Source organism: Sporosarcina sp. P3, assembly GCF_002743415.1.
Lineage (GTDB): Bacteria > Bacillota > Bacilli > Bacillales_A > Planococcaceae > Sporosarcina > Sporosarcina ureae_A.
This window is the reverse complement of record NZ_PDZE01000009.1, coordinates 23,280-37,444: the sequence shown is the minus strand read 5'-3', so window position 1 is coordinate 37,444 and position 14,165 is coordinate 23,280. Positions and strand designations below refer to the sequence as shown.

The following is a 14,165-nucleotide window of genomic DNA, read 5'->3' as shown; positions in this document are numbered from 1 at the left end:
TTGACTCTTTTACTCACACTATTTTATTTTACCTATTGTCTACCATCATATATCTTTCATTTGCTCTTTAGTTAATCGAATCGTCGCTTCACCTACAATGAGTGCAACAGCCGCAATCAAGACGGGGGTAACACTTAATCCGTACAACGGTAATGCTGCCAGTAATAGAATGATTGCTTGTAGCCAAATCAATTTTCTCACTAACAAACGTACCGCTTTGATTTGCGATTTTTCTTGTTCTTCTGGAAATAGCTGATCCATAGTGAACTCGACGCCGCCTTCAAGTGCCAATATCAATTGAACAGCAGTTGCAAACGCCAATGCTCCTACAAAGATGAACGACACAATCGGTAATGGTATTAAAAACGCACCCAACGCAGATAGCGCCGTTAATCTAACCCACAACCAAAACGTATCATCTGTACGGATAAATGTCCGAACGATTAAGTAATTTTGCACATCTTTACGCTTGAACCTAGAACGTTTCATGGCAATCTTTAACCAGCTGCGCTTACTCACAGATCCAACTAGATGGGGTACTTCCGTGAAGTAATTTGCAAATCGATAGAAACGCATCATACGATTTTGTTCCAATTCAATAAACTGCTCGTAGGGGAACGGAAATTGTTCTGCTTTTTTATCCCAAAACTTCGAATAGAGCATCGCAATCAGTATTCCGATAAAGATTGCCGCCGGACTCCAAGAAAGACCCAATTGAATTGTTAGAAATGTTAAAACTAATCGAAGGAGACGATCCGGCCAAACAAAATCGTGATTCGCAATACGAACATTGTATTCAGTCCTTACAAACAGCCCTTTAAACACTACGATCAGCAACATAACAAGAAGGTAATCCGTGCCTGTCCCTACTTCCGTAGCTTTTAATAAAGGTAATGCAATAACCATAGCAATTAACGGCAAAGGCAGTTGTGAACACGTCGACCAAGTGATGGAACGTCTCATATAGCTCGGCAATTGATTTTCTAACGGCAGGAAAAACACGATATCTGCCGGCTTTAGTAACGTAGTCGGTGCCGCTTTCATTAACAACAGGGCAATGACGATGGATACGATGAAAACAGAAGGGAATGTAACTGGTACTTCTTTTAGCCATTCACTATACGCATAGCCTCCTGCCCCAATGGCAAACATGAAGACGATCGCCAAATGTCCAGTGAATACATAGCGCATATATTTCTGTAATTCATTGACATAATGGAAGAACCGTTGTCCCCAAATATCATGCATGTTGTTCATGGTCGGTTTCCTCAGTCATTGCAATATATAAATCATCTAGCGTGGCATCTGGTCGTCCGAACGCCTTGCGCAAGTCGTTCATCGTACCGTTCGCACGTACCCGTCCTTCATGCAATAAGATAATACGATCACAATACTTCTCAGCTGTTGCCAGTACGTGAGTCGACATCAAAATAGAAGCACCTGCGTCTTTGCGTTCAATAATTTGGTCGAGCAATGCACGAATCGCTAACGGATCTAATCCGACGAACGGTTCATCAATAATATATAATTTCGGTTCGACCAAGAAAGCACACATGATCATAACTTTCTGTCGCATACCTTTCGAAAAATGAGCTGGAAACCACTTCAAACGTTTTTCCATACGGAACTCTTTCAGCAATTGTTCAGTGCGGATTTCAAATTGCTGCTTGTCCAACCCGTACGCCATCGCAGTCAGTTCCAAATGTTCTTGTAATGTAAGTTCTTCGTATAACACCGGTGTCTCTGGAATATAACTGAATGACTGGCGGTAATGTTCTTTGTCACTAAACGTCGCGCCGTCAATTTTGATCATTCCTTCAAGCGGATTCATCACACCGATAATATGTTTGATTGTCGTACTTTTTCCTGCGCCATTCAGTCCGATCAACCCTACCAATTCACCTTCTCCTATTTGAAATGAAAGGTCATGTAGAACGGGCTTGCGCGTATAACCACCTGTAACATGTTCTAGTTCTAGGATTGCCATTATATTTCCCCCTATCTTCTGTTATTATTTTAGCAAAGAAATTGTAAAATTGCTTTATCCGCCTTCGTTAACTATCTGAAAATATGCTACAATACATCCAAACATGAAAGGATGTGTAGAAATGACCTCATGTATTTTCTGCAAAATTGTAGAAGGCACGATTCCAGGAGAAAAGGTATACGAAGATGATCACGTGATCGCGTTTATGGATATTATGCCTGTCACGAAAGGGCACGTACTCCTGATTCCAAAAACACATCGTGAAAATGTGTATGAATTAACAGAAGAAGAAGCTGCGAATTTATTTAAAGTGGCACCTAAAATTGCCAATGCATTGAAAGAAGAATTTCAACCGTCTGGAATGAACTTATTACAAAACAACGGATCTTTCGCTGGGCAGTCAGTCTATCATTTCCATATGCATTTAATTCCACGCTATGATAAATCAGATGGTCTGAAAGTAGAATTTCATACAAAGGTAGAGCAGTTCCCAATGGACGTAGTATCTGAATTAGCTACCCATATTTCAAGACGCCTGCAACAATAACACATGGAGGGAATAGGACAGAAGAGTACTGCACTTTGCTTCATAACTTGAAGTGAATCCGACGCTTCTGTCTACCCCTCTCCCCAATTAGGACAGAAAACTTTTATGGCAATAATATTTCATTCATTTTCTTGCTCAACTGCGTAATAACATGCTTTAATAAAATAATAACTATACAAAAGGAGTGTTCTCTACATGAAAGCGTCCACATTCTTTATTGGTCTGGCAGCAGGTGCTGTCACTTCTGCAGTAACTGTTCTATACTCTACACCTAAAGCTGGCAGTGAACTGCGTGATAGTGTCAAACATGCATCACTTGAATTGAAAGATAAGTTGAAAGATGTCAAAGGGCAAGTCGCAGATCTAAAAGACTCCGTAACGGATTTGTCGAAGGAAGCAAAAGAACTTGTACCAGAGACAGTTGAAGAAATGAAAGTTTCCGTAGCAGATTGGAAGCGCTCAACCGAACATAATAAAAAACGTTTGGAGAAAGAAATTTCTGCAATCCAAACAGCACTGGATGATCTCGAGAAATCCATTAGCACTCGCTAACGTATTGCCATGAAGGCATCAGTTCTTCTCCTGCTAATCTTTGAGTGATACCCATAGTAAAACAGCTATGACTAGCTGGATTCTATGGGCATATACACTCAAACTGATTTATTTTATTATTCCGTCTTTTTTATTTGTTGCTTTTTTGGTATAATAAATAAAAAGACTGAAAGAAAGCAGGTGTCTCGATGGCCGATCAACATATTACACGTAAAGACGCCATGATCTTCAATCAACGCGTAGCCCAAATGTCCAAAGCATTATGGAAAGCTGTAGAGAAGGATTGGCAGCAATGGATTAAACCTTATGACCTCAATATTAACGAACATCATATTTTATGGATTGCCTATCATTTAGAAGGTGCTACAATTTCAGATATCGCGAAGTTTGGTGTAATGCATGTCTCAACCGCCTTTAACTTTTCAAAAAAATTGGAACAACGTCAACTTCTGTACTTCTCGAAAAAAGAGGACGACCGACGCAATACATACGTGACGGTTTCAGAAAAAGGCAAAGCATTAATCATCCAGATGAATAAAAATTACCATAAAGAAGATTACAGCGTACTTCAAGGTTCCCTTCCCATTCGCGATATTTACGGTAAATTTCCTGAATTCCTAGAGGTCATGTCTGTACTGCGAAATATTTACGGAGACGATTTTATGGATATATTTGAACGCGGTTTCCAAAACATCGAGAAGACGTATATCGATTCAAATGATTACTTAACAAAATTAGAAGTAGAATCTTAACGCCTGCTCTTTACACAGTTTAGTTTTTTCCTTTTGATCATAAATTCTGCTATGATAGTACAGAAGCAGAAAGAGGAGGTCTAAAATGGTTATAGCGATTACCATTCTATTTTCATTGTTCTACTTATATCAAATTAATAAAATGACATTTGCTCTTTGCCAATCTAGAGAGATTCCAGAAGAAAAGCAGCCAAAGATTTATCGAACTGTAAATATTCTGATTACGATCCTCATTTTATCCTTATATGTAGAAGTGTTCTTTAGCGCCTGACACTATGTATGCCCACCCCCAGTACTGGAGGCAGGGCTTTTTTTAATACAAGTATGCTGCACCGACGATGATCAACAAAATGAACAACACAACAATTAAAGCAAAGCCTGATGAACCTGATCCGCCATGTGTGTAACCGCTCATGAAGGCACCCCCTTTCACATTGTATCCTATGCGAAAGTAGAAAAAAGCGGTTGGGCAGTTTGGATGTATGGAACCTTTTTGTTTTTCATACGTTATATGGTATAGTGTTTACTTGAAGAATATACAGAATCGATACTTAGATTAGGGGAGTTAATTACATGAAAAAGAAGATGTTAGCATTTACACTCGCAGCTTCGGTTGCAGCTTTATCCGCTTGTTCTGGTGGCGGAGATGAAAAAGTCATGACGTCTAAAGCAGGAGATGTTACGAAAGATGAGTTTTATCAAGAAATGAAAACATCTGTCGGTGAACAAGCCCTACAAATGATCATTTTGGAAAAGGTTTTGGATGATAAGTATGACGTAGACGATAAGCAAGTTGACGCAGAATTTGATAAAAACAAAGAACAACTCGGTGAAAACTTCGAAGCATTCTTGGCTCAACAAGGTCAAACACCTGACAGCTTCAAGAAAATGATTCGTTTGAATAAATTACAGGAAGCTGCATTGACTGACGGTGTGGAAGTTTCTGACGAAGAATTAGACAAGCGCCTTGAAGAATCTCAAACAGAAATCAACGCTCGCCACATCTTAGTGGAAGATGAAGAGACTGCAAAAGAAGTAAAAGAGAAGTTAGACAAAGGTGAAGATTTTGCAGCAGTTGCAAAAGAATACTCTACTGATCCAGGTTCTAAAGACGAAGGTGGAGACCTTGACTGGTTCGCTTACGGTGTAATGGTTCCAGAATTCTGGAATGCTGCATACGACCTAGAGCCAGGCAAAATCAGTGAGCCAGTTCAATCAGATAACGGATTCCATATCATTGAAGTAAAAGAAAAACGCAAAACGGATGATGAGAAAATCACTGATGAAAAGAAAGATGAAATCCGTCATGAACTATTGATGGAAAAGGCTGACGAAAATGAGCTATTAGCTAAAGTTTCGAAGCTAGTAAAAGAAGCAGATGTAAAAATCAAAGACGAAGATTTGAAATCAGCACTTGATTTGTTCAAGATGGAAGAGCAGCCAGCTGAAGGTGAAGCTCCGGTTGACGTAGAAGCGCCTGCGGAAGAAGCACCTGTAGAAGACGCTCCAGCTGACGATGCGGAAGTAGAAGTTGAAGAAGGTAAGTAATATATGAAAAAGGTCTGCCTTGGAAGTTTCAACTTCCAGTGGCAGACCTTTTTTGTGTTTTCAATAGATTTTAATGCGTTTCGAATCAAGGTTGTGGTTTAGCTGGCAATCTAAGTGGCAAATTCATTGTCCCCCACTACGCGCTGGTGAATGGTTTTCGCAAGTTGCATCGGGTGTAGGGTAATTCGTAGACTTCTTTCGCTAGCAATACATACTAGATATCATGAGCGAGCAATTTCTCTGTTTGCTAGTCCACTACATACAACAACCTAACAAGGCTCCGTACTCAGCAACTACTAATGCATCGTTCCACGCTAGTTTATTCAAACGTAGGCTTGTAGAACGAACGGTTATCCAGCGGGAATACGCGCTCGGAGAACTCGCCCGGTGTAGTCTTAGACATGACACGGTTCAGCATATTCATCTTCGCATCGATATTATCGATATAATGAAGAATCTCTGCCTCCTTTAACATCGGACGCTTCGGACTGCCCCACTCCTCTTTTCCGTGGTGAGACAACACCATATGCTGAAGCAACATCACTTCTTCGCCTTCGATCTCCAGCTCTTCTGCTGCCTTGGAAATTTCATTGACCATAATCGTAATATGACCTAGCAAATTCCCTTCGATCGTATACTGCGTACCGACCGGCCCTGATAATTCGATCACCTTGCCGATATCATGCAAAATAATCCCCGCATACAACAAGTCTTTATTCAACGTCGGATACAACTCCGCAATCGCTTTACCTAGCTTCAACATTGAAACTACGTGATCAAGTAAGCCAGATACGTAGTCATGATGGTTTCTTGTAGCTGCCGGATACAACACGAAGTCTTGCTGGTGCTTTTTCAGCAAATGACGAGTGACACGCTGGATTTGTGGATTTTTCATTTCAAAGAAAAACTGCATCAATTCATCTAGCAATACTTCCTTGCTTTTTTCAGAAGACGGCACTAAATCTGCAATCGTCACGCCCTCATCTTCTTTTACAGGACGGATGGCTTTAAGTCGAAGTTGATTTTTTCCACGGTATTCATGGATTTCTCCACCTACTTTTACAATGGTCGCTCCTTTGTATATCTGGGCTTGTTCTTCACCCGCATCCCAAAGTTTCGCTTCCAGGTCTCCACTTTTGTCTTGCAGTATCAATGTCATGAACGGACTTCCTTGCTGTGTGATGCCTTTTGTTGCCTGCTTAATCAATAAATACATGTCGACCGTTTCGCCGACTTGATAATCAAGTAATTTTTTCATCAGTGGATCTCCCCTTTTACTTTTGGTCCCATCTCAATTGTATGCGGTTCACTTAGCCATTTGGATTTCATTTCTGTATGGCAAGTAAAATACAGAAATTGATGAGATGGCTGTAACTCAGTAAGTATTTCTATCATACGCGAAAGTCGCTCATTATCAAAGTGAACAAATGGGTCATCCATTATAATAGGAAATGGTGCGCGCTCTACTAATTCATATGCCAACGCTAGTCGCAATGAAAGATAGGCTTGCTCTTTTGTAGCTTGACTGAGCTCATTGATCATGAACGATTGTCCTTCAGCAGTAACTGCCTCAAAATAGCCTTCTGCTGTTAAACCGAGCGTCGCGTATCGATTCCCCGTTAAACGGCTGAACCAATTATTGGCCTGTATGAGAACAGCCGGTAATTGATGCTCTTTCCACTCACTCATCGTCTGGCGAATCGATTCACGGACAGCTTTGCGGATCACCCATTGTTGCGTCATTTCTTCTAGCTCTGCTTTCCGAACCTCAAATATCTGCTGGAGCTCACTATACGTTTGACTGGCACCCATTTGTGAAATTTCATGACCTACTTTAACTTGCTCGTCTACAAGTACCTCTACTTCCTGACGAATCATTTGTAAACGGTTCGTCGTTTCGCTACGCTGTCGTTCAAGTTCCGGTATAGTCCATTCTCTCACTAACGGTTCCTTACTATATAAAGACAGCTGGACTTCTACTTCCTTCAGCTGTCGTTTCAGCAATTGTGCATCTTGATCTTGCTGATATGCTGTGTAAAATTGCTCTTTTTCTGATACGCCAACAACATCGAACAAATTTTGAATTTCTGTTGCTATCGTTTCCAACAACTCATGCGTTTCTTGCATTTGTTCTTGGATTTCAAGTACTCTTTGTTGTTTGCTTAGATGCTTTTCTTGCAAGCTATCCTGACGAAGTAACTCCTGGCGAATCCGTTCGAATAAACTTTCCTCCGCAACAGGACCAAGCATATCTTCCACTTCTCGGGTCAGCGATTGCAATTGTTGCGTTGTCGTTTGCAGTCGTTGCTGCCATGTTCTCTGGTCTATTTCCGCATCCTGGAATTCGCGCAGTAAACGGAAGCTTTCCTGAATATTAAATGTCAGATCGAACGGTTCATCTTGTACCAGTTCTTGCAACTTCTTTACTGCCTGTTGTTTCTGATCATGAAGTTGTTCCATTTCTTCTGCATAATTGTGCAGTTTACGATCCAGTCTTTCAATCTCCGTTAACACTCGCTGTTGATCGCGTTGCTGCTGATCATCACGTTCAGCCAATCTTTCGAGTTCTGCTGCTAACGCTTCATTATTTCGAATGAATGATTGCTGATCCGCTACAGATTCAGGTTGCTGTTTCCATAACCAGGCACCGATCCCCACAACTACTAGTCCGAGGCCTGCAAACAACCATTGTTGCTGCAACATACTATATGCCCCGATTGCTAGTCCAATGAGCAAAATTAGTATCGGAACCATTTGATTCGAAGCGTGCTTATCCGCCGCAGATACACTGAATTTAGCCTCCATAAGCTGACGTTGCAATTTAGGCCATTCTGCCAGTTTCGCTCGCTCAGATTCAGTCAATTGCAACCGGTCATTACGTTCTTTTTGTTGTTCCGCTATTTGGCGTTCACTTTCTGCTTCCGCCAATAGACGATGCAATGCTTTTAATTGCTGATCTAGTTCTTTCTGTTCTTCAAGGATCGGTTCAAGTAAGCGTTCGCGTTGAATGGAGACATCTATTTGCCCTATGGACAACTGTTGCTCCTCAGTTACTCCTAAACGATTGCTGAGCTGCTGTCGTTTCTTTTCAAGCAAACGAATTTCCTGTTCAGCAGAAAACCGCTCCGTACGTAATCGATGCCATTCCGCTTCTTGTGCCACCCAGCGCTCTAACTGTTGCCGCTCATTTTCAGGTCGCAAATCAATTAATTCCGATTGCCACTTTTCCTGTTCTTTCTCTAAGCGGGTTTTCTTTAATTGCAATTCTGATTGTTTACTGGCTAGTTCTTCATAACGTTGGATTCCTGCTGCTGGGAATTCATCCGACATATGAGAAAGCTGTTCACGTATTTGATTGCGTTGTTGCTGCAACGGAACAATTTGCATGGCGATTCGTTGTTCTTCAGACTGCTTATACAGATGTTGCTCTTCCAAGCGTAATGCCGTCACTTGCTCGTCGAGTTCTGCCTTACGAATAGTCAGTGGTTCATATGACGATAGCTTCTGTTGCTCTTTTTGCATCGCTTGTTCAAGCTCACGTATTTCGGTCAATTTTTTATTCATCGGCGGTATTTTTCCGGTTTTCTTGAAAAGGGCCCCCATTTCCTTTTCCATTTTCTTTTCCACTTTCCAAAGTGTATCTAAACCGGTCGTTCCGGAAGCCAGTAACGTACGACTTAAATCATTTTCATCCATTTTCTCAAGATCTTGTAACTGGAATAAAGAGAAAGAGAAAATGGCCTCAAAAGCTTGTCGATCATACCCTCTCAATAACCTCTTCAATTCTTCTTCTTCCGCCATACGCCCGTCTTCAAAACGAATGAACACGTCACCTGCAGACTTTCCACGCACCCGTTCAATCATCCAATTACCGTATTCCTGATCCTCTATGTATAGACAGCCGCCATATTTACCGCCTGTTTTCGGCTCATAACGCAACACTTGTTGATTCTTTTGAGGAAAGCCAAATAAAATATGAAGGATGGCTTGCTGAATCGTCGTCTTACCTGCTTCATTCGGTCCATACAAAAGATTCATACCAGGTCGCAAATCCATTTCTAAATTCTCATGCTTGCCGAATCCATAAAGAAGTATTCTACGAATTTTCATTTTAGCCCTCCTTCAACATTTCATTCTTAAGCAATGCGGTTGCCTGCTGTTTCAAGCGCTCGAAATCCGCCGGCGTCAGTGCTTCTAAATAGCGACCAGCTTTATGGCTGTATACTTCTTTCACCAAGTCATTCCAGTCATCCGCTTCCCAAGTAGAAATAGTCTTTTCCACCGGTTCCAGTAATGAATTCGGGACTACTGAATAACTGATTTGCGGCCATTCAATTGCTGAAATCCACACGAAAGGTTCCATAGCTTCATACTGTTCGCGCAAAATTTCAAGCCATTCTACTTCTGATCTATCCAAGTCTTTTGTAAGGCCTTCCGTATGTTCCATCACCAACTCCACGACGACACTACCCATTTCAGCTGTCAGTTGATCAATCGCTTCCTGACACGCAGAAATCCAGTCATCTGCGTATTCAATTCCTTTGCACGAAACCGTCAATGTAGTAAATACAACATCGGATGTAGCTACAAATGTCATGGAAACATTAGTAGGCGTCAACGAGACGTCGTAAAAGCCTTTGAGACCTTGCTCATTGCGGTGCCTGCCTTGAATATTGCCCGGATATACAATTGGCGGTTCCTGTGATAATACTTGGCGTTTATGAATATGTCCAAGCGCCCAGTAACGATAGTGCTTTTCCTGTAATTCACTGACTGTAAACGGCGCATATACAGCATGCTCGGCATCTCCTGCCACACTTCCATGCAATAGACCAATATGTATTCCTTCATTCGCTACAGGATATTGCCTGATCATCGGCTCTTTCACATGGCGTTGCGGGTAGCTGAAGCCGTGTAAATAAATTATTTCGTCTCGGATCATCAATTGCTTCTGCTCTACTTGCTCAGTAAACACCTGTACATTTTCAGGCAATGAAACTCTAGTCCATCTACCTGCCAGGTGGTCATGGTTTCCATACGATAAGTAGACTGGAATATTTACTTTTTGAAGCTGTTGCATCCCTTGTTGGAAACGAATTTGCGCACGCAAGCTACGGTCTTCACCGTCATATAGGTCGCCAACAATAACAACGAAGTCCGGTCGTTCTTTAACTGCATAGGCTATGAATCGGTCGAATGCGGCAAATATAGACTGCTGCAATCTGGCTAACTCATCCGGACCAGCTGTGGCCATGCCTTTAAAAGGGCTGTCCAAATGCAGATCGGCTGTATGTAAAAAACGTATAGATTCCATAGCGTGCACCTCTTCCACGAATACTAGTTCCTATTTTAACATATTCAATCAATTGAAGGGAAGGCGATTAAAACATAGCGCATAGCAATGAATAAGTTAAGACCATACAATAATTCTCATACTACTAACAGTGAGTGATCCAAGCACTCGAACTTGAACTTAAATCCACGCAAAAAAGAGTATCCCAAGAAGCACTGCGACTTCTCGGGACACCCTTCACATAAACCTATTCTTTTCCAAGCTGTATAGCCTTCTTCAAATCCTTCAGTGAACGTGATGGTCCATACATCAATACCCCGCCACGATATACTTTGGCACCGAACCAACCAAGGATGAAGATGGTCACCACCATGATCCCTATGGAAAGCAATGGTTCCCACAAAGGCAAATCGAGCATACCAACCCGCAAGAACATGACAAGCGGGGCGAAGAATGGGATGAATGACGCAATTTTTAAGTAGCCCAACTCGGGATTCCCAAGTCCAGTTGCTGCGATTATGAAAGCTGCAACGATCAGCAACGACATCGGCATAATCATTTGCTGTACGTCTTCTGTACGGCTCACTAGCGATCCAAGCAAAGCTGCGAGTGTGGCATATAAGAAATAGCCGAGTAAGAAGAAGATCACAGCGTAAACAAGCGTACTTACTTCTAAGTTTTCTAGACTAAAAAACGCGGATAACTCGTTTTCCTCTCCAGTAGAAGAAAGTGTATAGGCTAAAAATCCTGACACTGCATAGACTAGTATTTGCACAATCCCGAGTGATCCAATTCCAAGTACTTTCGCAAACATATGCTTAACCGGTGAGACGCTCGAGATGAGTATTTCCATCACGCGTGATGACTTTTCTGTCGCTACTTCCGTCGCAATCATCGATGAGTAAATGATCACGGCAAAGTAAATAACGAACATCAACACATACACCAAGATACGCGCCTGGTTTAGTTCCTCTTCTGACTTTGCGGATTCTGAAATATTATGTTTCTCAAACTGAATAGGTGCAAACAACTCGGCAACTTGTTCACCGGATAAGGAGAGCTGTTCAGCTTTCACTTCAGTTTGGATATTCTGCAATGCTTCTTGTAGAGCAGAAGGCAAAAACTGATCTACCAAACTACCCGTTGTATAAGACGCTTGGATCGTTTGTTCAGTATCAAAACTCAATTCCACAAACGCTTCAATTTCTTCTGACTTTACTTTCTCTAATAACTGATCTTGCGAGTCTTCCGTCTGTTCCAATAAAATTCCTTGTTCATTGCGCTGAAGTTGTTCATGCAATCGGTCAAACAATACTCCACTCTGATCCACGACTACTACACGTTCATCTTCCCCACTTCCCATCATCTTACCGACCTTGTCAATAATGCTCGGTAAATTCGCAAACAGGAAAATCCCTGCTATCATAATAAGCGTCGTAATGAAGAATGATTTCGTTTTAGCTTTCGTTATGAAACTTTGTTTGAAAATAATCCAAAACTCACGCATGCTCTTCCCCCACTTTCGCAATAAATATGTCTTGCAAAGATGGTTCTTCTATTTCAAAATGACGAATCGGTCCTTTTAGTAATGCCATCTGCAACAACGTATGCGCCGTTTGTTCATCCTCTACTTGAAAGACTGCCCCTTCCAATGAATGATGAGCAGTGGTGACCCCTTCGATACCTTCTAACTCTACTAAAGGGAAGTCTGCACGGATTCGAACATTCTGTTTGCCGAATGAACGTTTTACGTCACGCAACTTACCACTGACCAATTGTTTACCATGATGAATAATACTGAGCTGTTCACATAACTCTTCTACATGATCCATGCGGTGGCTCGAGAATAAGATCGTCGCTCCGCTATTACGGAAGTCCACGATCGCTTTTTTCAACATCTCCACATTAACTGGATCAAGTCCTGAGAACGGTTCATCTAAGATCAGTAATTGCGGGTCATGCAATAATGCCGCAATGACTTGTATTTTTTGCTGATTCCCTTTGGATAACTCTTCTACCTTTTTATTCGTATTTTGCGGGACTTCAAAACGATCCAACCAATGAAGTGCAGCACTTTTCGCTGCCGACTTTTTCATTCCACGCAGCTGTCCTAGAAAAATTAACTGATCTAGCACTTTCATTTTTGGATAAAGACCTCGTTCTTCAGGTAAATAGCCAATGAGCGGACTCGTCTCATATGATATTGTGCGTCCATTCCATGATATATTTCCTTCAGTCGGAGTTAATAACCCCAATATCATTCGAAACGTAGTTGTTTTCCCAGCACCGTTCGCTCCAAGGAACCCGTACATCGTTCCTTCTTCTACCATCAATGACAGCTGATCTACTGCTGTAAAATCGCCAAACCGTTTAGTTACTTGTTCCAATTCTAAGGCCATGCACATCATCTCCTTCACTATTCTCTCTATCACGTTCTACGTTTTAACTGACAATATGTTTCACATTTATAAATATTCTTTTACTATATTCTAAACATTACATATTTTTTCACTTTAATTCACTGAATCATTATTCATTTCATTCATTTCATAGTATACTAAATAAAACATGATGGAGGCGATACAATGAAGACATACAAACTTACAGCTTATGAAAAAGATGGTTCATTGATTACAGAGGAGACTTTTACTGCTGAATCTGATGACGTAGCGAAAGAACAAGGTCGTCAGTTGTTGACAGAAAAAGATCTGCTCGAGCGAACGCACCGTCTGGCTTCCCCTCTCGGTAAATTATTATTATTTCATTCGTGAACACATGACAAAATCTCCGTTTAGGGGATTTTATTTTTTATATAATTTCATACAGGACATGAGTATCCCAAAAGAAAGTTACCGACTTATTAGATAAATGAAAAACAACATAATGCCTGTCAACAATCCCTTTCCGATGCGTTTACAGATCTTCTAGGAATAAGGTAGTAAACGTACTATTACAAATTTTTATAAGAATAGCACAAGATTTTTCAGAGGCTTTGTGATACGCTATGGTCGTTGAGAAATCGTAGAAGGAAGTGACTCGTTTGAACATTGCTTTGATTGCGCATGATGAAAAAAAGGCTGAATTGGTCAATTTCACCATTGCTTACGAGCAGATTTTTGCTAAACATACTCTTTTTGCAACGGGCACAACAGGATTACGCATCATGGAAGAAACGGATCTTTTCGTTACACGGCTTATGTCGGGTCCGCTTGGTGGCGACCAACAGATGGGTGCCATGATCGCAACGGGTGAACTAGATTTAATTTTATTTTTCCGGGATCCTTTGACTGCTCAGCCACATGAACCCGATGTGAGCGCCTTACTTCGATTATGTGACGTGTATGGTATTCCACTTGCTACGAATTTAGCTTCAGCGGAGCTACTATTACGCGCTATAGAAAAAGGCTATTTCTCATGGAGAGAAACAGCCGCTAAGTATCAATAATTCTTTAACTATTTCCATAGATATAAACGAGACGCGCAGTG

Annotated in this window: 15 protein-coding genes; 7 read left to right on the top strand and 8 right to left on the bottom strand. The window is 41.3% G+C overall.

Annotated elements, in window-relative coordinates:
- Positions 1–45: 45 nt before the first annotated feature.
- Both CSV61_RS11895 and CSV61_RS11890 read right to left on the bottom strand, forming a co-directional pair.
- Entirely contained in the window at positions 46–1,257 is a 1,212-nt protein-coding gene (locus CSV61_RS11895) for an ABC transporter permease (RefSeq protein ID WP_099639385.1), read from the bottom strand.
- Entirely contained in the window at positions 1,241–1,987 is a 747-nt protein-coding gene (locus CSV61_RS11890; protein WP_099639384.1) for an ABC transporter ATP-binding protein, read from the bottom strand. The genes CSV61_RS11895 and CSV61_RS11890 overlap by 17 nt, the downstream gene beginning before the upstream one ends.
- A 121-nt stretch (positions 1,988–2,108) precedes the next feature.
- On the opposite strand from CSV61_RS11890, the gene CSV61_RS11885 reads away from it, so the two are divergent.
- The 4 genes from CSV61_RS11885 (at position 2,109) to CSV61_RS11870 (ending at position 4,109) form a co-directional block, all read left to right on the top strand.
- Complete coding sequence (locus CSV61_RS11885; protein ID WP_099639383.1) at positions 2,109–2,534, top strand: HIT family protein; 426 nt, start codon at positions 2,109–2,111, stop codon at positions 2,532–2,534.
- 195 nt (positions 2,535–2,729) lie between these two features.
- Positions 2,730–3,086, top strand: a complete 357-nt coding sequence (locus CSV61_RS11880; protein ID WP_083033437.1) for a YtxH domain-containing protein — start codon at positions 2,730–2,732, stop codon at positions 3,084–3,086.
- Between the two features lie 188 nt (positions 3,087–3,274).
- Entirely contained in the window at positions 3,275–3,838 is a 564-nt protein-coding gene (locus CSV61_RS11875) for an HTH-type transcriptional regulator Hpr (protein WP_099639382.1), read from the top strand.
- An 85-nt stretch (positions 3,839–3,923) separates the two neighbouring features.
- Positions 3,924–4,109 (top strand): hypothetical protein, encoded by a 186-nt coding sequence (locus CSV61_RS11870; RefSeq protein WP_029054118.1) that lies wholly within the window; start codon positions 3,924–3,926, stop codon positions 4,107–4,109.
- 42 nt (positions 4,110–4,151) lie between these two features.
- Here the strand turns inward: CSV61_RS11870 and CSV61_RS11865 are convergent, their stop codons facing one another.
- Positions 4,152–4,253 carry a YjcZ family sporulation protein gene (locus CSV61_RS11865; RefSeq protein WP_081657910.1) on the bottom strand — a complete coding sequence of 34 codons (102 nt, stop codon included), beginning with the start codon at positions 4,251–4,253 and terminating at the stop codon, positions 4,152–4,154.
- Between the two features lie 158 nt (positions 4,254–4,411).
- Between CSV61_RS11865 and CSV61_RS11860 the strand changes: the two genes are divergently transcribed.
- The gene (locus tag CSV61_RS11860; RefSeq protein ID WP_099639381.1) at positions 4,412–5,386 is read left to right on the top strand and encodes a peptidylprolyl isomerase; all 975 of its coding nucleotides are present in this window, start codon (positions 4,412–4,414) and stop codon (positions 5,384–5,386) included.
- A gap of 319 nt (positions 5,387–5,705) precedes the next feature.
- On the opposite strand, the gene yhaM is transcribed toward CSV61_RS11860, so the two are convergent.
- From yhaM to CSV61_RS11835, 5 genes are all read right to left on the bottom strand, one after another.
- Positions 5,706–6,644, bottom strand: coding sequence for a 3'-5' exoribonuclease YhaM (gene yhaM, locus CSV61_RS11855; RefSeq protein ID WP_083033443.1), 939 nt, complete (start codon positions 6,642–6,644; stop codon positions 5,706–5,708).
- Positions 6,644–9,496: an ATP-binding protein gene (locus tag CSV61_RS11850; protein ID WP_099639380.1), complete on the bottom strand. Its 2,853-nt coding sequence runs from the start codon at positions 9,494–9,496 to the stop codon at positions 6,644–6,646. Before CSV61_RS11850 ends, yhaM begins: the two co-directional genes overlap by 1 nt.
- A 1-nt stretch (position 9,497) precedes the next feature.
- Entirely contained in the window at positions 9,498–10,700 is a 1,203-nt protein-coding gene (locus CSV61_RS11845) for a metallophosphoesterase family protein (RefSeq protein ID WP_099639379.1), read from the bottom strand.
- Between the two features lie 226 nt (positions 10,701–10,926).
- Positions 10,927–12,186, bottom strand: coding sequence for an ABC transporter permease (locus CSV61_RS11840; RefSeq protein ID WP_099639378.1), 1,260 nt, complete (start codon positions 12,184–12,186; stop codon positions 10,927–10,929).
- Positions 12,179–13,078 (bottom strand): ABC transporter ATP-binding protein, encoded by a 900-nt coding sequence (locus tag CSV61_RS11835; protein WP_099639377.1) that lies wholly within the window; start codon positions 13,076–13,078, stop codon positions 12,179–12,181. Before CSV61_RS11835 ends, CSV61_RS11840 begins: the two co-directional genes overlap by 8 nt.
- A 186-nt stretch (positions 13,079–13,264) precedes the next feature.
- Between CSV61_RS11835 and CSV61_RS11830 the strand changes: the two genes are divergently transcribed.
- Complete coding sequence (locus tag CSV61_RS11830) at positions 13,265–13,450, top strand: YhzD family protein (RefSeq protein ID WP_099639376.1); 186 nt, start codon at positions 13,265–13,267, stop codon at positions 13,448–13,450.
- A gap of 269 nt (positions 13,451–13,719) precedes the next feature.
- Positions 13,720–14,124 (top strand): methylglyoxal synthase, encoded by a 405-nt coding sequence (mgsA, locus tag CSV61_RS11825; protein ID WP_199173625.1) that lies wholly within the window; start codon positions 13,720–13,722, stop codon positions 14,122–14,124.
- The last annotated feature ends 41 nt before the right edge of the window (positions 14,125–14,165 follow it).

Excerpts from the sequence above, each read along its gene's own strand:
- CSV61_RS11895 (WP_099639385.1), bottom strand. The coding sequence starts at position 1,257 with ATGAACAACATGCATGATATTTGGGGACAACGGTTCTTCCATTATGTC.
- CSV61_RS11890 (WP_099639384.1), bottom strand. The coding sequence starts at position 1,987 with ATGGCAATCCTAGAACTAGAACATGTTACAGGTGGTTATACGCGCAAG.
- CSV61_RS11885 (WP_099639383.1), top strand. The coding sequence starts at position 2,109 with ATGACCTCATGTATTTTCTGCAAAATTGTAGAAGGCACGATTCCAGGA.
- CSV61_RS11880 (WP_083033437.1), top strand. The coding sequence starts at position 2,730 with ATGAAAGCGTCCACATTCTTTATTGGTCTGGCAGCAGGTGCTGTCACT.
- CSV61_RS11875 (WP_099639382.1), top strand. The coding sequence starts at position 3,275 with ATGGCCGATCAACATATTACACGTAAAGACGCCATGATCTTCAATCAA.
- CSV61_RS11870 (WP_029054118.1), top strand. The coding sequence starts at position 3,924 with ATGGTTATAGCGATTACCATTCTATTTTCATTGTTCTACTTATATCAA.
- CSV61_RS11865 (WP_081657910.1), bottom strand. The coding sequence starts at position 4,253 with ATGAGCGGTTACACACATGGCGGATCAGGTTCATCAGGCTTTGCTTTA.
- CSV61_RS11860 (WP_099639381.1), top strand. The coding sequence starts at position 4,412 with ATGAAAAAGAAGATGTTAGCATTTACACTCGCAGCTTCGGTTGCAGCT.
- yhaM (WP_083033443.1), bottom strand. The coding sequence starts at position 6,644 with ATGAAAAAATTACTTGATTATCAAGTCGGCGAAACGGTCGACATGTAT.
- CSV61_RS11850 (WP_099639380.1), bottom strand. The coding sequence starts at position 9,496 with ATGAAAATTCGTAGAATACTTCTTTATGGATTCGGCAAGCATGAGAAT.
- CSV61_RS11845 (WP_099639379.1), bottom strand. The coding sequence starts at position 10,700 with ATGGAATCTATACGTTTTTTACATACAGCCGATCTGCATTTGGACAGC.
- CSV61_RS11840 (WP_099639378.1), bottom strand. The coding sequence starts at position 12,186 with ATGCGTGAGTTTTGGATTATTTTCAAACAAAGTTTCATAACGAAAGCT.
- CSV61_RS11835 (WP_099639377.1), bottom strand. The coding sequence starts at position 13,078 with ATGGCCTTAGAATTGGAACAAGTAACTAAACGGTTTGGCGATTTTACA.
- CSV61_RS11830 (WP_099639376.1), top strand. The coding sequence starts at position 13,265 with ATGAAGACATACAAACTTACAGCTTATGAAAAAGATGGTTCATTGATT.